This is a genomic window from Paenibacillus dakarensis (assembly GCF_001373415.1).
GTDB lineage: Bacteria > Bacillota > Bacilli > Paenibacillales > Paenibacillaceae > Paenibacillus_AQ > Paenibacillus_AQ dakarensis.
Genome location: NZ_CDSE01000091.1, coordinates 14,988 through 35,449, shown reverse-complemented (window position 1 = coordinate 35,449; position 20,462 = coordinate 14,988). Strand labels below are relative to the sequence as shown.

Genomic DNA, 20,462 nt, shown 5'->3' with positions numbered 1-20,462 from the left:
TTTAAAGCAATTGACCTTCTTCGTAAAAAGAAGTTCATACCCGTATAATATACGGATCTGAACTTCCTAAATGTATCGTTCCCAATATTTACCGGTTCAATGCATGGCTGATGTTAACCCCTAAATCACATGTGACTCACTATAAAACGTCGTTCTGATAAGAATAGGTCATTTCAATCATCAGCTTCAATCCGTAAAGCATAGCATCCTCATCAAAATCAAACTTGGGATGGTGATGCGGGTAAACCGCATCCTTCTGTGCGTTTCCTGCTCCTACAAACATAAAGCATCCCGGGATTTCACGCAAATAGTAAGCAAAATCTTCAGCAGGCATAATCTTGGGTGACAGAAGCACATGATCCTCTCCAAAAATACGCGGTGCAGTCCTGAAGAAACGCTCTGCTTCTGTCGCGTCATTTACAACTGCGGGATAGCCTGTATTATATTGAATCGAGCACTGTGTTCCATAGGCTTCAGCGGTCGCTCTGGTTATCGTCTCGATTCGATCGCGAATAAGCGCACGTGTATCCTCATCAAAGGTACGGACAGTTCCGGTGATTCGGCAGCGGTCAGAGACTACATTTTGAGCAGATCCGCCCTGAATGGTCCCCACCGTGACAACAGCTGGCTGCAGAGGATCCACAGAGCGGCTAACCACACTTTGCAGCTGCATCACGAGTGCAGAAGCAGCAACAACCGCATCAACCGTTATATGCGGCATCCCCCCATGTCCGCCTTTTCCAATCATATCAATGAAAAATTCGTCTGTAGCTGCCATGACAGGACCAGCCGTGCTTGAAGCGAATCCAAATGCAAGCGGAGTCCATAAATGAAGGCCATAAATAACGTCCGCTCCATCAAGCACTCCCGCCTCAATCATCCCCCGTGCTCCCCCGGGGCATACCTCTTCCGCCGGCTGAAATAGAAACCGTATTTCTCCGCGCACCTGCTCCTGATGTTCCTTGAAATAAGCCGCAGCGGCCAGCAAAATCGAAGTATGACCATCATGACCACAAGCATGCATGGCTCCATCTACCGTAGACTTGTAGTCACAGCTCTTCTCATCCCGGATCGGCAGCGCGTCCATATCTGCCCGTAATACAACCGTCTTGCCCGGTTGTCCTCCTTGCAGCACAGCCAATACTCCATGACCGCCAATGTCAGTCGTAACCTCATAATTCATTTCCCGCAAACGGGACGCCACAAATGCAGCAGTCTTCTGTTCTTTAAAAGAAACCTCGGGGTGCATATGTAGATATCGACGCCATTCCACCATCTGTGGAACCAGCCCTTCCAAGTATGTTTCCTCGATCATAAAGATCATCCTTCCCCTCGCCCAACCGGCTCAATCTGGCTTCAATAATCCATGGAGCATACATAGCATCATCGCATGCCCCAGCATGCTGTCTGTACCGCCATCTCTAACTTTTCTGTAGACATCCCGCAGAGGTATCCACATCGGAGTAACGTCTTCATCATCCTCTTGCTTCCGTTCTGTAACCTTACGCACATCATCCGTAAAATAAAAGTGCACCTGCCTGTTCGCCAGTGATGCCATAGGGAAAGCGCTTCCCAAATGTTTAAACTCACCGCACAACACACCAGCTTCTTCCTCGAGCTCCCGCTGTACCGCGATCTGCTTATCTTCTCCCGGTTGAATTGTCCCACCAGGCAGCTCCCAGGTCCGTTCTCCTACGGCTTCGCGATACTGACTTACGAGCAACATACAACCCTGGTGATATACAACGACCGCAGTCGATTCAGGCAGCATATCAATTACGATTATTTCCTGTTCCTTCGTTTCTTCAATGGCGTAATACTCCGAATAATAGATAGAACGGTTCATCTTAGCCCCTCTTTTCCTATGAAATCATCATAGAAATATATAACCCTTCAGCCAGAGAACCCCAAACATTACGGATGCCTTCAATAACTAATATTGTATCAGAAAAAAGTTGGCTCATACACTCAAAATTGTCATTTACTTCTTCGCCCTCTTCGTATAACAACTTCTTGCAGGTCCTTCGAATTGGCGTCCTTCCATGCTTGCACAAGTGCTTGAAACATACTATCATATTTAAAGAACTTGGTAGGGACTAAATAAGGGGGTAACTAACGCCATGATTTTTGAAAATACGGGCTTGGATGGCTTAAAAAGTGATTTAGCTTATCTTGATGAATCTGCAGAAAAGGTAGGCTTTATCCGCTGGCAGTGGGAATACTACCGTGCTACATATGATTTGAAGATCGAAGACAAGAAGAATAATGACGAATACTTTCTTCGAATCAACACTCGCGCCGTGGAGGGTAAGCTCGAGAAGCCTGATACCGTGCTTCAGATTGAAGCCGTTTACCTTGGAAGAGGTACGTTCCCGCACGGACTAGAATATGAAACTCCGGCTCCGCAGCCTGTGATGAATATCGCTACGAAGAAGCTGCAGGAACTGAAATCGCTGCTGGAAGCGTAACGGTATTGTTATGAAAACAACAAAACCACAGCCCAAGAGAGGGACGCCGGATTTCCAGCTGCTGATCCTTACTTTGCTGTTGGTGGGATTCGGACTGATCATGGTGTTCAGTTCCAGCTCCAGCTTGACCGTTATTAGCAAAGGCTTTGGCTATGATCCGCTTTGGCATACGAAGCGGCAGCTTGTTTTTACCGCGTTAGGTATATTTACAATGCTGGTAGTCATGAACCTGAATTACAAGAAGTTTAAAAAGCTCGTCATACCTTTCTTTTTCTTAACTTTGCTGCTGCTCATTCTTGTTGTAGTGATTGGTAAGGCTACAAATGGTGCAGCGAGCTGGTTTAAATTAGGCACCCTCGGTATCCAGCCGTCAGAGCTGGCCAAAATCACTACCATTGTTTATCTCGCAGCTCTGATCTCGAAAAAAGGGGAGCGCATACGCCAATGGAAAGGCGGATTCTTTCCCCTGCTGATCATCGTCGGCATTGTAGCAGGCCTGATCATGCTGCAGCCCGATCTTGGCTCGACCTTCATCCTTGTAGCAACATGCGGACTTATCATTTATGCTGGCGGCGCGAGCCTCAAACATATTACAGCGTGTATATCTCTTGTTGCCCTTGGCCTCGCCCTAACGATCGGAGTAGGCTCCTTATTCGGATCTTCTGGTGGAGATGGCCAGATTCAAGCAGATAAAGACTACCGGATGGGCAGAATTGAGACCTTCCTCGACCCGCTTAAGGATACGTCGGGTGCGGGCTATCAGCTGGTTCAATCCATGATCGCAATCGGTCAAGGAGGCGTAACGGGAGCAGGATATGGCCAAGGTGTGCAGAAGCTCCATTACCTGCCGTATCCTTATAACGACTTTATCTTTTCTGTTATCGGTGAAGAATTCGGCTTTATAGGAACGTCTATCTTTTTGCTCGTTTATCTGTACTTCATCTGGAGAGGGATTATTGTCGCACTTCGCTGCCCAGACCCTTTCGGCACCCTGACGGGAATAGGTATTATGGGCCTGATCGCCATTCAGGCATTCATCAATATCGGCGGTGTAACGAATACCATTCCGATGACTGGTGTTACTCTGCCATTCATCAGTTATGGGGGATCTTCCTTGCTCGTGAGCATGCTTGCAATGGGGATCATGCTGAGTATTTCCAGGGAGAGCAATCGACCTGAAAAAGAAGAACATGTAAAATCCGTAATTAAAAAAGACTACCGGCCAAGCCGGTAGTCTTTTCTTGTTACTGCTTTTTGGTTTTTGTCATTACGAGAAATTACTTCGCGCGATCTTCAATTTCATCATCTTTAAAAGCAACGCCTTCTACCTTCACGTTAACTTCTACCACGCGAAGCCCCGTCATGCTTTCTACAGCTTCACGAACGTTTTGCTGAAGCATACGGCACACTTCATGTATTGGTGTCTCGTACAATACAATAATACGCAGGTCAATCGCAGCTTCAAGTTGACCTACCTCTACTGTCACACCTTTTTGTACATTTTTGCCGCTCAGGCGTTTCGCCCAACCTTCAGATAATCCGCCAGACATCGCCGCAATCCCTGGAGTCTCCAGAGCAGCCATTCCGGCAATTTTTGAGACGACATCATCCGATATTCGAATCAAACCGTTATCCAGTTGAAGTTGTTCCATCAGCCATATCCTCCTTAACCCTCATTATCCGTTATTGTAAATCCTAACTGGCCTAAAAAGCAAATACCTTGTGAAAACTCTAGTTTATTCGAAGCGCACTTTTGGTTATATTGTAATAGGTCATTAAATTTTTCCATTCATTAAGGAAGGTGTTCATATTGAAAAAGTGGCAGAGTCCATCATTTCTAGTCATTACTTTCCTGCTCAGTGCAGCAGGTCATTTCTTAGATTGGAACTTTACACTGCAATTTATTCTCTCAGCCATTTCAGTTATTTTTGTCGCGGGCTTTCTGGGAAAAGCAACAGAAAGCGTGGCTCATTACGCCGGTCAACGACTTGGCGGATTCCTGAACGCTACATTCGGAAATGCGGCAGAACTCATCATTGCCATTCTGCTCGTCAAGCAAGGACTATATGATATGGTTAAAGCCAGTATCACCGGATCGATTATCGGGAACCTGCTTCTCGTTCTTGGACTCAGCCTTTTTGCGGGAGGACTGAAATTCAAGGTTCAGAAATACAACGTTACCCTGGCAGGGCTAAATGGTTCTCTTATGATTTTGGGGATCATCGCTCTCTTTGTCCCTGCGATATTTTTAAATACCCACTCCATCACAGAATCCGATACCAAGCTTCTAAGCCTGATTGTTGCCGGTATTCTCATCGTCGCATACCTGGCTTGGCTCTTCTTCTCGATGGTCTCCCACAAGGATTATCTCAATGACGTCAGCGATGATAGTGAACAAGAGCTGCCTCATGAGCACCAACCTGCTTGGTCTAAAGGCCGCTCTGTTCTCTATCTCGTACTGGCGACAGTTATGGTCGCCTTTGTCAGCGAATGGCTTGTCGGCGTTCTGGAGCCTGTGAGTCATCAATACGGGCTAAGCGAACTGTTTGTCGGTGCATTCCTTGTAGCGATCGTAGGTAATGCAGCAGAGCACAGTGCGGCTATTATGCTGGCTATGAAGAATAAGATTGGAGCCGCAGTAGAAATCGCTGTGGGAAGCAGTCTGCAAATCGCTTTATTTGTAGCACCTGTACTTGTGTTCATCAGCTTTTTTATGGGCGATACCATGGATATCGTATTTACGACAATTGAGCTGGTTGCTATTGGTGTAGCTATATTTATCGCCAAATCCATTACACAGGACGGGGCAACCAACTGGTATGAAGGTCTGATGCTGTTAGCCGTATATATAATTCTAGGCGTATCCTTCTTCCTCGTATAATTCATTGATTATGGTCTTATATTATAATCAGCCCGTTGCCGATTTTCCGGTGACGGTTTTTTTCTGTCTCCCGGACATCAAAAAAAAACGCATGTCAGCAAATTCCTGAGCATGCGTTTCTATGTATCGCCTGTGTAAGACAGGCTAATCAGTTTGGTTCATGGCTTCATATAAAAGAGCAAGGTTGCGTTCCAACTTGCTGAGAAGCTGTTTCCCCGTTGCTTCTGAAAGAAGCCCTGCTCGTACAGCAAAGTCAACTTCTCTTGAAAATCCGTACATCTGGGTATCCAGCACTTCCTCATAGAGAGGGCAATAACGGGTTGCCAGATTCTCCATCTGCACTTCAATGAGTTTTTGAATTTTATCTGCATCTTCATGAAGAAGACTGATCGCCTTTAGATTAAGCTGTTCTTGCAAATCAGATGAAGTCATGATCTTCCCCCCTATGTCAATATCACAACACGGTACTCCCTTAATATTAGACGATATCGCATATCAATACAAGGACCACTTCAAAAAGTAAACCATAATACAATTCCAAGCTTAGCACTTTCTGTCACTTATATCTAAAAACATCCTTCCTGTACAGGAAGGATGTTTTCACTTCAATTATTCAGCAACCACATTTACATTCAAACCGTGTTTTGTAAATACGTCGATCATTGCCTTTTTCGCTTCATCAGCGTCAGGACCATGTACATGCAGTTCATAGCTCTGGTGGTTTACCAGCGTCGTGAACAAGCCCAAAATGCTCTTAACATCGATGTACTTATTCTCAGCCTGCAGAACGATAGAGGAAGAGAACTGACTTGCGGTCTGAGCAATGTCTACAATTGCCGCATTACTATTGGACATACGAATCCCTCCGTAACAAAAGATATAAAGAAAGTGCTATTGCTCCTTCATGATACCTTGAATACGTTTTCCCATGCAACTATAATTCGTATTATTTCAGATTTTCCGGATTTAACCCTTCAAGCTCCGAAATAACAAACAGGCCGTCTTTACGAATTAATACATCATCGAAATAAATTTCCCCGCCGCCATACTCTGGACGCTGAATCAACACAAGATCCCAGTGAATGGAAGAGCGATTTCCGTTATCCGTTACATCATAAGCCTGACCCGGTGTGAAGTGAAGGCTTCCTGCAATCTTCTCATCAAACAGGATATCTTTCATCGGATTCAAAATATATGGGTTAAAGCCAATAGCAAACTCACCGATATAACGGGCTCCTTCATCAGAATCAAGGATTTCATTCAGGCGTTTTGTATCACTTCCCGTTGCCTCAACAATTTTCCCGTTCTCAAAACGGAATTTAATATTTTCAAAAGTAATTCCATTGTATAAGGTTGGTGTGTTATAAGAAATCGTTCCGTTTACGGAATCACGGACAGGGGCCGAGTATACTTCACCATCCGGAATATTTTTCTCTCCTGAACATTTTTCAGCTCCAATGCCTTTAATCGAGAAGCTGAGATCTGTGCCCGGGCCGACGATGCGGACTTTATCCGTCTTTCTCATCAATTCTGCCAGTGGATCTTGAGCGCGGTCCATCTTCGCATAATCCAGGTTGCACACATCGAAATAGAAATCTTCAAACGCTTCTGTGCTCGTATTTGCCAATTGTGCCATGCTTGCATTCGGATAACGAAGAACGACCCATTTGGTACGCTTTACACGCTCTTCACTATGTACAGGATGTGAATAAAGAGCGTTGTACATCTTCATATTCTCTTCCGGCACATCAGCGAGATCATTAACATTTTCCCCCGCGCGGATGCCAATGTAGCAATCCATTTCTTTCATACGGGCTAAATCAAGTTCTGCCCAAAGGCTGAGCTGTTCTTTCGTTGCGTTCTTCAACATGGCACGCTGTACCGTTTTATCCGTAAGTTGAACGAAAGGACGTCCTCCTTTTTTTCCAACCTCTTCAATAATGGCATTGAGCAAGTCACGCTCGGAACCAATCATCTCAATCAGCACATTTTCTCCAGGCTGCATATCAACAGAGTAACCAACCAGGTTTTCTGCCAGTTTCTGAATTCTTGGATCTCGCATATTGTTAACCTCCTTAAGCTGGTTCGCCGCTCAATCTTTAATTGAACAACGGTAAATTTCATTACTATATTGTACCACGGCACAGGTTTAACGTCAGCCGTGCTTCCTGAATTTCACTTCGCATGCACTCCGTATTCTTGCATAAAGCTCATCTATAATCTAAAAACCTGGCTTTATATATCAGTGTTTCATCTTTTGGCAGCCCTGTAGAACCGCTAACCGAAATCCTTCTTTCAGAGGACAAGTTGAGGGGCAAAAAAGTTTTCTTATCAATCGTAAGATGGAGGACCGTGCTTACATTCGCATGATCCAGCAGCCGGTTTAACTCCTGAGTTTCTTTTTCGCATATGGCTTGAAGTTTTGATCGTATGATCGGGTCATTCGTATAAAGAACATCCCCCCTTTGGTCTATTCGATTCCGGAGAGCTTTCATCTGTCCGTTCAGCATTTCCTTTGTTAATCTTAGGGAAGCTTCAGGATCAAGCTCAATGCGGAGCACTTTTGTACCGCGAGCTGCCCCGGCCTCTTCCGTTATTATTTTGTCTGATATCCCAATGAACTGAAGCTGCTCTAAGGGATTCAGGCTTGATAAGTAGTCCTCTTTCTCATCCAGGGAATCAATGGATCTCCATCTCTTGCCATCGTACTTCATTATTCTCTTCGTAACTTCCTGACTTGAACTGCTGCTCGTATAACCAGCTGCTTTAGAGAATGGGATGGAGGATGCAGATGTCGTTACAGTGAGCTTCTTATAACCTTCCAGCTGGCCCTGAAAAGCAATAGACTGCTTATATATACCACGATCCCCACTCCTAAATACGGCATTTCCTTTAAAGGTTAGATTACCAATTCCTGCAAGTCCTGCAACTGCACGGTTGAATGATTCTTCAGCAGTTAATTTATCCATTCCGCAAGCTTGCAGGCTAAGAATGATAACGAGCCATAACAGTAAGTTTATGCCGCAATTTTTACCAATTTTCATTCTTGATCAGCCTTTCCTTTATTCGTCCTTCTTAGGCTATCCGCCTCCATTCCATTTATGCAGAAAAAAACCCATCGGCCTGATGATGCCGCTGGGTTGATCGTGTACATTATTCCGAAGCCTCTCTCTTCTCCACCACAATTCGATTTCTCCCGCTATGCTTGGCGTCGTACAAAGCCATATCCGCCCTGTAAAAAAGAGACTCCACACTGATTCTGTCATGCTCCCAGTTCCATTCTGAAATACCGCAAGAAACGGTAACTCTTGGATCTGTCTCATCAGCAACTCTAAGCCGTATTCGTTCAGCCACTTGCACAGCCTGTTCAATACCAAGCCCTGGCAAGTATACCGCAAGCTCTTCACCACCCCATCTGGCAGCGATATCGCTTTGACGAATAGAGGTTTTCACAATGCTGCTGACTTGCTTTAATATTTTGTCACCCCGTTGATGTCCAAAAGTATCGTTCACCTGCTTGAACTGGTCGATATCCACAACAATAAGCGAACCGCAAAAATCTCTATTCTGGCAGTCATGAATAACCTCATCAAGGTAATGGCGGGCATACAGTTCGGTAAGCATATCCCGGTTAGCCATCCACCGTACTTCTGCATGTAAAAAAGCATTGCCAACAGCAAGGCCAATATGACTGGTTAACGCTTGCAACAGCCGATAGTTGTCATAAGAAAAATAATGTCTTCTGCGGTGAGTTAATAATATAACTCCCCGTATTTCCCCATTCACAGTCAAAGGGGTGCCAATCATGGAGTTTGAGCCTGTCGAGTCCATCAGCTTGGATTCTGCAGGCCGCTCAACCGTATAATCGGCTAAAAACATAGGTTGCTTGGAATGATATATATGTCCAGCAAGGCCGTAATTCTTCTCGAATACTTCCTTGGCCAACTCAGGGACATTACATGAAACAACCTCAAGTCCGCCCAGAGCCTCGCTATAACACATAATACAGCAGTATTCTGCCGCCAGTATCTTTAATAGTTCATCGTTCGCAAATTGATAGATTTCTGAAAGCTGCAAGCTTTTATTCAATTGCTGGGTTAACTCATTGATCACCCGCAATTCGTGAATCATGAGATTTGACTGCTCATACAGCTTCGCATTTTCGAAAGCAGTTCCAGCAGCATCTGCCATCATACCAAGCAGCTCAAGATCCATTTCAGCCATCAGTTCATGCTTTATCCGAAGATAAAGAACACCATATACTCCCTGCTTGCCTCCCATAGGAACGCCGATTTCAACCATTAGATCCGGTCCTTCCAAATGCTCAGAGACCGTTAAAACCCCTTCCATAAAAGTGCGCATATAGACTTCCTCCTGCCAGTGATGAAGCAGAAGCGGACACACCAGCGGATGACTGCTATGGTGATCTTGCGACATAAAGAGGCGAACATCCACGTAAGGGTATAGACCCAGCACACTTTCCAGAACCTCTGTAAGCACTCCGTCCACATCGATCTTGGTATGCATCCGTTTCACATACTGAAACAGGTTAGATCGTCTGTTTGCTTCGTGTTCAGCCTTACGCTGAATCTGCGCCATATCTTTTATGAATATGTACTCGAATCGTCGATAAAAGCATGTTTTAAGTATAATTGCCGCTGATTCGGTCATGAACTCAATTTGGTGAGTATCGGCACCGGAGCGTGACACACTAATTAAAACAGCGAACAAATCATGATGAAACCTTGAAAATACGGGTGAAGCACATATGATTGCAGCACCATGCCGGTCCTCCCCCGGACCTGCAGCAGTCGCCTTATTTACTAAAGCTCGCTTCAATATAATGTCTTCTCCAGTAGAGAAGTAATCATACAGCTTCGGATTCCCTGTTATCCATTCCCCTTCTGGCCCCATAATGCACCAATCTGATTCGGAAACCATGGGAAGGCCTGAACTGTCTTTTTTCCATTCGTCGTAACTTTCTGTTAGCAGCTGCTGAAGATAAGGAAAATCCATAGGCGTGATATCCATCGACTCGTGCCACGTAAAGGAGTCCGTCCCAGAAATCTGTTCTGAACCAGCTAACAGAGCCGAGGAAGAGGGCGAACTTCCAAAAACATTCTGTTGTTCTCCTGACATAAAGGGCGCTCCTTTGTACAGAAATGAAATGAATCAAACAGAGCGAGCAATTAATAATAAACTTATCTTACTCTTTTCCTCCCAAGTTTGCATTAAAATTTCGGCTTTTTTACTATATTTTTTAGGCCCATGGTCCTATCGACAAAAATAGACAAATATATAATATATCTTCGCCTTGACTTTATATCCGCTATTCATATAATATTAATTGTTGATGAGAATGCATTGCATTCATTTGAATTTGGGCGGAATCGTTGTGTCACCCTCACGTTATTTGTTGCTGACAGGACAGCGGCTGAACTCTCCCGTCAGATCTGCCGAAACGGACAGAATTAAACAAATACGGCGCAAATAGAGCCCTAATTGAAACTTAATTACAAAGGAGTCTATATTACATGGCACGTTACACCGGTCCTAAATTTAAATTGAGCCGTCGCTTGGGAATTTCCCTCAGCGGTACTGGCAAAGAATTGAAACGCCCATTCCCTCCAGGCCAACATGGTCCTAACCAACGGAGAAAAATGAGCAACTACGGAATGCAGCTTCAAGAAAAGCAAAAGCTTCGTCATATGTATGGTTTGGGTGAGAAGCAATTCCGCACCCTGTTTGATAAAGCACAGCACATGAAAGGTATTGCTGGTGAGAACTTCATGGTTCTGCTTGAAAGCCGTTTGGACAACCTCGTTTACCGTCTTGGCTTCAGCAACACTCGTGCAGGCGCCCGTCAATTGGTTGCTCATGGTCACGTAACTGTGAATGGTAAAAAAGTCGACATCGCTTCTTACGCTGTAAGTATCGGCGATGTAATCGGTCTTCGTGAAAGAAGCCGCGGTCTTTCTGCAATCAAGGATGCTTTGGCTAACCGCGTACATCTTCCTGCTTACCTTGAGTTTGATGAAACTGCACTGGAAGGCAAGTACATTCGTCTGCCAGAACGTTCTGAATTGTCTCAAGATATCGATGAAAAACAAATCGTCGAATTCTACAACCGTTAAGATTGAAATCCCAAAGAAACCGGGGGCTTATGCCTCCGGTTTCTTTTTTATATTTTTGATGTATAAGACACGTCTTCTTCGAATAATCTCTTCTCTTTCTAAGAATACTTGACTATTGCATATTTTCAATTTTAACCATGCTATGGCACTCTAATCACCCGTTTCCTTAAAATGGGAACGACAGGATGTGATATGGTGATTCAAAAGCGTCAATTTATGCTATAATAGTTGCGTTAAAAGGAGGAGTAACATTCATGGTTGAGGAGAAAAAAAAGGAGCCAGAAAAGCAACGCCCTCCTAAGAGATCCATTGGACGCAGAATCGGATCCGTAGTGGGCTGGCTTTTTGTGATTGGTTTGATGGGAACGTTATTCGTCGGAGGAACCCTATTAGGTTATATAACCTCTATTGTAAAGGATGAACCAGTACGCTCACGAGAACTCATCGAACAAAAAATGAACGATAACGCCGTCACTGGCTTCGCCTATTTTGGTGATGGATCTCCAATTGGACAGCTTCGGACGGAAGAAGACCGGCGGCCGGTAAGCTTTGAACACATTCCGAAACTCGTCATTGATGCGGTTGTATCCATAGAAGATAACCGTTTTTATACACATAAAGGAGTCGACTTCAAGGGTACTGCCCGTGCTGTAAAACAGCGCCTTTTGAATGAACCCATTCAGACAGGCGGCAGCACTCTTACACAGCAGCTAGCACGACAAGCCTTTTTAAATCGTGACAAGACAAGTGACAGGAAGGTAAAAGAGATTTTTCTGGCTTTCCGTCTGGAACGCTTTTTATCCAAGGATCAAATTATTACGGCTTATTTGAACAAGGTTCCTTTTGGTAACGGTTCAAATGGTTATAACGTCTTTGGGATCAAAGCTGCAGCCAAGGGGATTTTTAATATCAATGATCTCAATAAGCTGAATATTGCCCAAGCAGCCTACCTGGCTGGACTTCCGCAACTCCCTTCTGCCTATTCGGCTTTCAACGGGATCGGGGAATTTGATGAAAAATCATTTAAGCGTGCCATGAAACGGCAAAATTTAGTGCTTGACCGTATGCTGGAAGAGGGTAAGATCACCCCGGAAGAGCATAAAGAAGCAAAAGCTTTTGATATTAAGAAATCACTTGCTCCACGTACTGAAAAGGCCTATGTAACCTATCCATATCTAATGATGGAAATCGAGCGTCAGGCTTCAAAAATCCTGATGGAGCTTAATAATCCAAATGTCGATGGTGAGCAGACCAAAGAAAACGGAGATCTCATGCAGGAAGCTCGTGTTCAGCTTAGTACCGGAGGGTATCGGATTTACACGACCATCGATCGTACGATCTACGGAGCGATGCGAAAGATTGCTGAAGATGACAGCAACTTCTGGCCCGACAGTCAGACAAAAGGGAAAGAACAGACAGCTGCAATGATGATCAACAACAAAACCGGTGCCATACTGGGAATGATTGAAGGCCGGGATTTCAAGACAGAAGAAATGAACTATTCGACCCAAATGGTTCGTCAGCCCGGATCGGCTATGAAACCGATCGCTGCTTACTTACCAGCACTTGAGGCAGGAAAAGTTCAACCAGGGAGCATTGTGGATGACTCTCCTATTATTCTGAAGGATGGTTCAACCGGATTTCATATTCCGAAAAACGTAAACTGGCGTTATAAAGGACTCATGACAGCCCGTGAAGCGTTAAACAATTCAACCAATACCGTCGCACTTGATCTGTTCAACAATGCGATCGGCATCGAGAATGCCTGGGATTTCACGAAGAAGCTTGGAATCACTACGCTTGTGGATCAAGATTATTCCGCTGCTACCGGTGTAATAGGCGGACTTACTCATGGTGTATCTGTTGAGGAATTGACAAATGCATATACCTCAATCGGTAATCAAGGTAAAATAAACGATGCCTATATGATTGAGAAGATTGTAGATGCAAATGGTAAGATTGTATATCAACACAAGAATGAACCAACTCAAGTATATTCAGCTCAGACAGCTTATCTGATGGCAGACATGATGCGAACAGTTATAACCAATGGTTCCGGGGATACGGTTCGAAACAATTACCAACATTTCAACACCGTTCCGGTAGTCGGTAAAACAGGATCCAGCCAAAACTATGGTGACAGCTGGTTTATGGGACTATCTCCCGACATTACAGTTGGCGTGTGGGTAGGATATCAAAAGCCTATTTATACCTTGGTAGACGATCAAAAGAAACATGCTCAGAAAATATGGTCTAAGATCATGAATGAGGCGATTAGCCTCAAACCGGAATTGTTCCCTACCAAGGAATTTACAAAGCCTGACGGGATCGTCTCCAAAACGGTATCCGCATATAGCGGGAAACTTCCTTCCCAGCTGACTGACAAGTTCGTAACCGATCTGTTTAATGCAAAATATGTCCCTACGGAAATAGACGACAGCTTGGCTAAAGCTAAGTACATCACTTATAAAGGTGCCAATTATATTCCAAGAGAAGGCACTCCGTCTGATTTCCTAAGAGAACAGATTGTAATTAAACGTCAAAGACCAATAGATGAATTGATCAAGGAACTTGAAGCTGCCTTTACAGTAATGAAGAAACATGAACCATTAAGCTTCTATATTCCTGAGGATGCCGAGAAAGGTATGCCGACCAAAGTTGACCCAAGAGTGGACGACGGGAAAGCCCCTACCCCTCCGAAAAACGTTAACTATTCAAATGGCGTCATCACCTTTACACCAAGCGGTTCTCCAGATGTAGTTGGCTACAGGCTCTATCGTTCAATATTTGGCGGGCTGTTTATGAATCAAGGCCAGATTGTTATGGCGGATGATGAGAAGAGATTTAATGTCAGCGGCAACGCAAGTTACTATATCGTTGCAGTCGATGTAGCAGGAAAGGCGTCGGAACCAAGCGCTATCGTTGGAAAAGCCTCGGTACCTGATCCTCTTCCTGATCCGGAGGTTAATCATCAGCCTGACGATGCTCAACCTGATGATAATACACAAGAGACGCCTGACACGAACCCTGAAGACTCTACACCCGTACCACAGCAACCTGAGCAGCCTAACACACCAGAAACACCTGAGGACTCAGAGTGACTTTAGAGGGGCCGTCCCACAGGATCCTAGATCCTTGAGGGCGGCCCCTTTTATTCGTCTTCTTCAACGAGTGCATTTACATCAGTATAATAAAAAGGGCAGCCGCAGAGTCCATATGACTCGGCAGCTGCCCTTTCAATTATTTGATTAATCTTCAATTGTGGACAAGTCACCTGTTGGCAGATCCAACTCCCACGCCTTTAGTACACGACGCATGATCTTACCGGAACGTGTCTTTGGAAGTTTATCCTTAAATTCAATCTCACGCGGAGCAGCATGTGCAGACAATCCTTCCTTTACAAAACGGTATATCTCATCCTTCAGCTCCTGGGAAGGCTCATAACCTTCACGCAGTGAGATAAAGGCTTTAATGATCTCTCCCCGCGTAGCATCAGGTTTACCAATAACTCCGGCCTCTGCAACCGCAGGATGCTCTACAAGCTTACTCTCTACCTCAAATGGTCCAATCCGCTCACCAGAGGAGTTAATAACATCATCAATACGGCCCTGGAACCAGAAGTACCCTTCCTCATCCATATAAGCAGTGTCACCGGAAATGTACCATCCAGAGATTCTGAAATATTCTTCGTATTTCGATGGATTATTCCAAATCTTTCTCATCATCGATGGCCAAGGGCTCTTAATCGCCAGGTTCCCCATAGTATATGGAGCAACCTCTTGTCCTTGATCATCGAGGATAGCTGCTTGTATACCTGGCAGCGGTTTGCCCATAGACCCTGGCTTGATTGCCATGCACGGATAGTTACAAATGAGTTGTCCGCCCGTCTCCGTCATCCACCAAGTATCATGGATACGTTGCTTGAAAGCTTTATACCCCCACCGTACTACTTCAGGGTTAAGCGGCTCACCCACTGACATTACATGACGGAGATTACTTAAATCATATTGGGAGATCAGTTCTGAGCCTGCACCCATGAGCATACGGAAAGCGGTTGGAGCACTGTACCATATCGTTACTTTATATTTCTCAAGCGTTGCATACCAATCCTGCGGGCTGAAACGGCCGCCGCGAATGACATTGGTTACACCATTAAGCCAAGGAGCAAAAGCTCCATAGGATGTTCCCGTAACCCATCCGGGATCTGCCGTACACCAATACACGTCATCCTCTCGCAAGTCCAAAACTACTTTACCGGTGTAGTAATGCTGAATCATTGCATTCTGCACGTGGTATACTCCCTTAGGTTTGCCCGTGGAGCCGGATGTATAATGCATAATCAATCCATCTTCACGATCAAGCCATTCTATCTCCAGATCAGAAGATGCACTTTCCATCTCACTATAGTAATCAATAATGCCTTCTTCCGGTGAAATATCCTCGCCCACAACGAAAATATGCTTCAGTTCCGGAAGTTCTGCGCGTTTAACGCGTGATAATAATGCAGGAGTTGTAATCAGGGCCACAGCACCGCTATCTTCAAGCCGGTCCTTCACTGCAGTTTCCATGAATGCTTCAAACAACGGCCCTACTACGGCACCAATTTTCAGGATACCGAGCATGCTCGCATAAAGCTCAGGACACCGCGGCATAAAAATAAATACCCGATCTCCCTTCCCGATTCCATAGCTTCGAAGAATATTACCGAATCTATCAGACTTCTCTTTCAGATCAGCATAGGTGAGAGATTCATCACGGGAGGCATCACTATAAAGTAACGCAATCTTGTCCCCTCTGCCCTCAACTACATGCCGGTCAATTGCTTCATAAGCCATGTTGACTTTACCTGTCTCGTACCAAGTAAAGTGACGCTCGATCTCTTCCCAAGAAAACTGAGCAACCGTCTGTTCATAACTGCTCATATTCGAGACAGAGACTTCGCTAGGCAATACTTCAGTATGCGTTTGATTCATCATTACATCCTCCTCATTCTTAAATCGTTCTCCTATTGCGGACAGCGCTTACAAATGATATGAATGATACATTAGAATTCACAAACTGCAGGTCATCGTGTGGATCAAGGATCATCGGGAATTGACCTAAGGATTTTCGAGAGGAATGCTCGAAAGTCAATGTACTAATTGTGAAGGTTTTATGTCGAAAAGATTATATCATAGGATATGATTTCCTGCCATTGCTTTTCATTTTTTTATTTTTTTGCTATAAGTAGGTTATGTACTTGAAAGGAGCGTACCGGATGGAACACTGCAAGCTGTATAAGTCTCACCTCTTGTTTCCTGAAGACCGCCGCCTAATCATAGAAGGCCCTGTACCGCCCCAGCGGCTCTCCGAGCTGTCGATGCATCCTGATCTCAATGCTTTCCGCCGTCCTGCCGAACAGCATGATGCGCTTGTGGAAATTGCGGGTCTGCCCGAAGGAAGAATTATTATTACGAGGGACGAGGAAATGATTGTAGGTTATGTAACCTTTCATTATCCCGATGAACAAGAACGGTGGTCACAAGGAGAAATGGAAGATTTGATTGAGCTTGGAGCCATTGAAGTCGCGAATGATTACCGCTCATTAGGACTCGGCCAAAAAATGATCCAGACCGCTTTTGAAGATGGACAGATGGAGCAGTATATCGTATTCACGACCGAATACTACTGGCATTGGGATCTCAAAGGAAGCGGGTTAAATGTATGGGAATACCGAAAAATGATGGAGCGGCTGATGAAGGTCGTAGACATGGAATGGTATGCTACCGATGACCCAGAAATATGCTCTCACCCCGCCAACTGTCTGATGGTGAAGATCGGTAAGCAGGTACCTCTATCCTCACAGGAGCAATTTGACCGAATTCGTTTCCGGCAGCGATTTATGTATTAGATATATTCATGAAACAAAAACGGCATCGCCTCTTTGATGGGCGATGCCGTTTTTGTAAGCACTATTCATCTTAATCTAAGATATGGATCAGATAGAAAAAATGCTACCTACTCCAAATGATTTAAAATATGAGTCACGATAGAATGAGAGCGCCGGGACGCCTTTACCGTAAATTCCGCGAAGTTCATATGTGCTGACCCATCAGCTTTATCGCTCATGGACCGTATGACCACATATGGAACTTCATTCATCCAGCACACTTGTGCCACTGCAGACCCCTCCATCTCCGCACAGGCACCATCCATCTGTTCATACAGGCTCTGTACGGTGTCTCTGCTGGCGATAAACTGATCGCCAGACAGCACCTTGCCAACAAGATAGCCATCCGCAGCAAGCTCTTTACATGCTTTCTCAGCCAGATTAATCAAATATGTATCTGCAGGAAAATCAGAAACGCTCTGGTATGGAATTACACCTCGTTCAAAACCTAGCGGGGATACATCCATATCGTGCTGCATGCATGATGAAGAAATAACGATATCACCAATATTCAGTCTTGGATCCAGTGCCCCGGCAACACCTGTAAACAGCACCTTTGATACTCCAAAATGATCGATTAATATTTGAGTAGTCACTGCAGCATTAACCTTGCCTACGCCCGATTTGCATACGACAACCTCTCTGCCATGAAGTGTCCCTCTTACATATTTCACTCCAGCTTTTGAGACTATTTCACTGCTTTCCATCTGAGCCAAAAGCAATTCAATCTCTTCATCCATAGCACCGATTAGACCAATTACCGATGTAGTCATGATTCTACGATCCTCCTGTTCTTTCATATACCTGCATTAAGTCCTCTTATAATGACAGGCCAAAAGTTGTACATCAATTCTAGTTCAATACATCAGAAAGAAGCTCCTTGAAGGAGCTTCTTTCTGAATTTCAAATAATTATGCAAGTTATACAAGACTACTCGTTAACATGGCTGACAGAAAGTCTAAGGATCGTCTCATGCGGCAAAATAACATGAGTATTCTCCACATTTTCTTTCTTCATCAGCTTAGTAAGCAGACGCATTGCAACAGCTCCCAAATCGTACATAGGCTGCGCAACGGTTGTCAGCTGCGGACGAACCATAGATGCCATACGAATGTTATCGACACTTATGATTGAAAAATCATCCGGAACTTTATAGCCTTCATCCTGAATGCTGTGGATTGCGCCAATAGCCATTTCATCTGTTGCCGCAAAAATGGCTGTCGGTTTCTTTTTCAAGCCTAAGAAGTATTTCATGGCTTCTACTCCGGATTCATAACGATAGTTACCGATACGAACCAGGTCTTCCTGATATTCAATACCAGCCGTTTCAAGTGCTCTCTTATATCCATGAAAACGAGCATATCCATTAGCCGGATCTTGTAATGTTCCGCTGATCATAGCGATTTCGCGGTGACCATGACGAATCAAGGTATTAACCGCATCGAAAGCTGCTTGTTCATGATCAATATCAACAGAAGGATATGACCCCTTCTCATCGCTAGTCGCACACAGAACAATGGGTACTGCTGAAGTCTGGAATGCCTGGATATGTTCATCAGTCACCGTTCCACCCATAAACAACAGCCCGTCCACCTGCTTCTCAAGCAAGGTGTTGATGACACGAATTTCTTTTTCCTTCCGCTTATCCGCGTTACACAAAATAATATTGTAATGGTACATGTTGGCGATATCTTCAATACCACGGGCAATTTCCGCGAAAATAGAATTCGAGATATCAGGGATTACAACACCTACAGTCGTTGTTTTCTTGCTGGCCAAACCTCTCGCAACTGCATTCGGCCGATATCCCAATCGTTCTATTGCTTCGTATACTTTCTTCCGGGTCTGAGGCTTAACGTTGGGGTTATTGTTGACAACCCGCGACACCGTTGCCATTGAAACGCCTGCTTCACGCGCCACATCGTAAATGGTTACCGTCAAATTCCTTCTCTCCATTGCCAATAAATTTTAAATCATAATTCACACATACGTTCGACAGCCAATTAAATTCATGATACGACAAATTACTGCAATGTGCAATGACACTGCTTTATAGGCTGTCCAATTTGTCTCTCAGCGCTTCAGTTGTAATATTAGAATGGGAAGTATGCCAGACCGGCACTCCTTGGCTGACTAAGATAACTTGCGGCGATTCATGCTTAACGTTTAAAGAAGCGGCAGCTGCATCCGAAATTGGACGATCAGCTATCACATCAATCATTACGTAATCGATCTTTTCATTCGGCTCGTTCTGTAAATATACTTGCACTTCTTTATAGGCTCTCGTACTGATCGGACAACGCGTGCTGTGCTTGAACAGTAGAACAGCCTTCTGATCGGATATTTTCAGTGCATGAAGTAATTGCTCGTCTGTTGTCATTTTCGTCATAGTCGCCATCGGATATACATTCCCTCCATTATATTGAAGTTCCTTATTATATCCTAACAAAATGAACGTGAAAAATCCAACAAACCGGGCTGAATCTATGGATTAATTCATACAATATTCTAAATATTCTTTTTGTATTTTCATAAATGCCGTTAATTTTCTAAGGCGGGTTTGAATCTCCGCAATCCACACCGAGTCTCCTTTTATCTTGGCAACACGGTATAGATCCAATAACATATTGATGCGATCATCAAATGCTATATTGCATTGTTTCTGAATTTCTTGAACAGAGTCTAATGATAAAGACAATACTTCCCGCAGGACAGCAGCAGGTTCATAAGTATCGGCAAAAGATACATTCATCCTGCTATCCACTTCTCCTAGAGAATGGATATAGCAGACTAAATCCGGTTTTATGGAAGGTACGAGTTCATAGGCTGAACAATCTTGACAAGCATAAACAGGGACATGACTAATACGTACTTTACGCAAATATATCAGGCTCCTGAGCTCCACCTTCATTATCTGTCCACAGTTACAATTCATGTACATTGGGGCCACCTCAAATCCTATCGCTTGAAGTCTAAAATACTCTATGATATAAGTTGTGCTATTCGACTATAATACTAGGAATTCCTTTAAATTTTAATTATTAAATTTT

Annotated in this window: 19 protein-coding genes; 6 read left to right on the top strand and 13 right to left on the bottom strand. The window is 44.3% G+C overall.

Translation table 11 applies throughout. From position 1 onward, the window contains the following. Positions 1 to 139 precede the first annotated feature (139 nt). Together BN1234_RS19815 and BN1234_RS19810 are read right to left on the bottom strand one after the other, a co-directional pair. Entirely contained in the window at positions 140 to 1,315 is a 1,176-nt protein-coding gene (locus BN1234_RS19815; protein WP_054958365.1) for a M20 family metallopeptidase, read from the bottom strand. A 30-nt stretch (positions 1,316 to 1,345) separates the two neighbouring features. Then, positions 1,346 to 1,846, bottom strand: a complete 501-nt coding sequence (locus BN1234_RS19810) for an NUDIX hydrolase (protein ID WP_054958364.1) — start codon at positions 1,844 to 1,846, stop codon at positions 1,346 to 1,348. Positions 1,847 to 2,120: 274 nt separating this feature from the next. Between BN1234_RS19810 and BN1234_RS19805 the strand changes: the two genes are divergently transcribed. After that, positions 2,121 to 2,468, top strand: a complete 348-nt coding sequence (locus tag BN1234_RS19805; RefSeq protein WP_054958363.1) for a YugN family protein — start codon at positions 2,121 to 2,123, stop codon at positions 2,466 to 2,468. Positions 2,469 to 2,478: 10 nt separating this feature from the next. After that, positions 2,479 to 3,702, top strand: a complete 1,224-nt coding sequence (gene ftsW / locus BN1234_RS19800; RefSeq protein ID WP_054958362.1) for a putative lipid II flippase FtsW — start codon at positions 2,479 to 2,481, stop codon at positions 3,700 to 3,702. A gap of 43 nt (positions 3,703 to 3,745) precedes the next feature. On the opposite strand, the gene BN1234_RS19795 is transcribed toward ftsW, so the two are convergent. Continuing rightward, positions 3,746 to 4,123 (bottom strand): Asp23/Gls24 family envelope stress response protein, encoded by a 378-nt coding sequence (locus BN1234_RS19795; protein ID WP_054958361.1) that lies wholly within the window; start codon positions 4,121 to 4,123, stop codon positions 3,746 to 3,748. A 155-nt stretch (positions 4,124 to 4,278) separates the two neighbouring features. Here BN1234_RS19795 and cax point away from each other — a divergent pair, with 155 nt between their 5' ends. Continuing rightward, on the top strand, positions 4,279 to 5,349 hold the full coding sequence (gene cax / locus BN1234_RS19790; RefSeq protein WP_054958360.1) for a calcium/proton exchanger: 1,071 nt from the start codon (positions 4,279 to 4,281) through the stop codon (positions 5,347 to 5,349). Positions 5,350 to 5,493: 144 nt separating this feature from the next. Here cax and BN1234_RS19785 read toward each other — a convergent pair whose 3' ends face one another. The 5 genes from BN1234_RS19785 to BN1234_RS19765 form a co-directional block, all read right to left on the bottom strand. Then, positions 5,494 to 5,781, bottom strand: coding sequence for an Fpa/YlaN family protein (locus BN1234_RS19785; protein WP_054958359.1), 288 nt, complete (start codon positions 5,779 to 5,781; stop codon positions 5,494 to 5,496). A gap of 177 nt (positions 5,782 to 5,958) precedes the next feature. Next, positions 5,959 to 6,204 (bottom strand): HPr family phosphocarrier protein, encoded by a 246-nt coding sequence (locus tag BN1234_RS19780; RefSeq protein ID WP_054958358.1) that lies wholly within the window; start codon positions 6,202 to 6,204, stop codon positions 5,959 to 5,961. A gap of 91 nt (positions 6,205 to 6,295) precedes the next feature. After that, positions 6,296 to 7,411 (bottom strand): aminopeptidase, encoded by a 1,116-nt coding sequence (locus BN1234_RS19775; RefSeq protein ID WP_054958357.1) that lies wholly within the window; start codon positions 7,409 to 7,411, stop codon positions 6,296 to 6,298. 148 nt (positions 7,412 to 7,559) lie between these two features. Further along, on the bottom strand, positions 7,560 to 8,393 hold the full coding sequence (locus BN1234_RS19770) for a hypothetical protein (RefSeq protein WP_054958356.1): 834 nt from the start codon (positions 8,391 to 8,393) through the stop codon (positions 7,560 to 7,562). A gap of 109 nt (positions 8,394 to 8,502) precedes the next feature. Next, complete coding sequence (locus tag BN1234_RS19765; RefSeq protein ID WP_054958355.1) at positions 8,503 to 10,488, bottom strand: sensor domain-containing diguanylate cyclase; 1,986 nt, start codon at positions 10,486 to 10,488, stop codon at positions 8,503 to 8,505. 395 nt (positions 10,489 to 10,883) lie between these two features. Between BN1234_RS19765 and rpsD the strand changes: the two genes are divergently transcribed. Further along, positions 10,884 to 11,483: a 30S ribosomal protein S4 gene (gene rpsD, locus BN1234_RS19760; RefSeq protein ID WP_054958354.1), complete on the top strand. Its 600-nt coding sequence runs from the start codon at positions 10,884 to 10,886 to the stop codon at positions 11,481 to 11,483. Between the two features lie 254 nt (positions 11,484 to 11,737). Then, positions 11,738 to 14,584: a transglycosylase domain-containing protein gene (locus BN1234_RS19755; protein WP_082423293.1), complete on the top strand. Its 2,847-nt coding sequence runs from the start codon at positions 11,738 to 11,740 to the stop codon at positions 14,582 to 14,584. 147 nt (positions 14,585 to 14,731) lie between these two features. Here the strand turns inward: BN1234_RS19755 and acsA are convergent, their stop codons facing one another. Further along, positions 14,732 to 16,456 (bottom strand): acetate--CoA ligase, encoded by a 1,725-nt coding sequence (acsA, locus tag BN1234_RS19750; RefSeq protein WP_054958353.1) that lies wholly within the window; start codon positions 16,454 to 16,456, stop codon positions 14,732 to 14,734. Positions 16,457 to 16,740: 284 nt separating this feature from the next. On the opposite strand from acsA, the gene BN1234_RS19745 reads away from it, so the two are divergent. Continuing rightward, positions 16,741 to 17,373 carry a GNAT family N-acetyltransferase gene (locus tag BN1234_RS19745; protein WP_054958352.1) on the top strand — a complete coding sequence of 211 codons (633 nt, stop codon included), beginning with the start codon at positions 16,741 to 16,743 and terminating at the stop codon, positions 17,371 to 17,373. Between the two features lie 107 nt (positions 17,374 to 17,480). Here the strand turns inward: BN1234_RS19745 and BN1234_RS19740 are convergent, their stop codons facing one another. The 4 genes from BN1234_RS19740 to BN1234_RS19725 form a co-directional block, all read right to left on the bottom strand. Next, the gene (locus tag BN1234_RS19740; protein ID WP_054958351.1) at positions 17,481 to 18,185 is read right to left on the bottom strand and encodes a 5'-methylthioadenosine/adenosylhomocysteine nucleosidase; all 705 of its coding nucleotides are present in this window, start codon (positions 18,183 to 18,185) and stop codon (positions 17,481 to 17,483) included. Between the two features lie 157 nt (positions 18,186 to 18,342). Further along, complete coding sequence (gene ccpA, locus BN1234_RS19735; protein ID WP_054958350.1) at positions 18,343 to 19,353, bottom strand: catabolite control protein A; 1,011 nt, start codon at positions 19,351 to 19,353, stop codon at positions 18,343 to 18,345. Positions 19,354 to 19,462: 109 nt separating this feature from the next. After that, positions 19,463 to 19,810 (bottom strand): bacillithiol system redox-active protein YtxJ, encoded by a 348-nt coding sequence (ytxJ, locus tag BN1234_RS19730; RefSeq protein ID WP_054958349.1) that lies wholly within the window; start codon positions 19,808 to 19,810, stop codon positions 19,463 to 19,465. A 93-nt stretch (positions 19,811 to 19,903) separates the two neighbouring features. Then, the gene (locus BN1234_RS19725) at positions 19,904 to 20,293 is read right to left on the bottom strand and encodes a hypothetical protein (RefSeq protein WP_245640229.1); all 390 of its coding nucleotides are present in this window, start codon (positions 20,291 to 20,293) and stop codon (positions 19,904 to 19,906) included. Between the last annotated feature and the right edge of the window lie 169 nt (positions 20,294 to 20,462).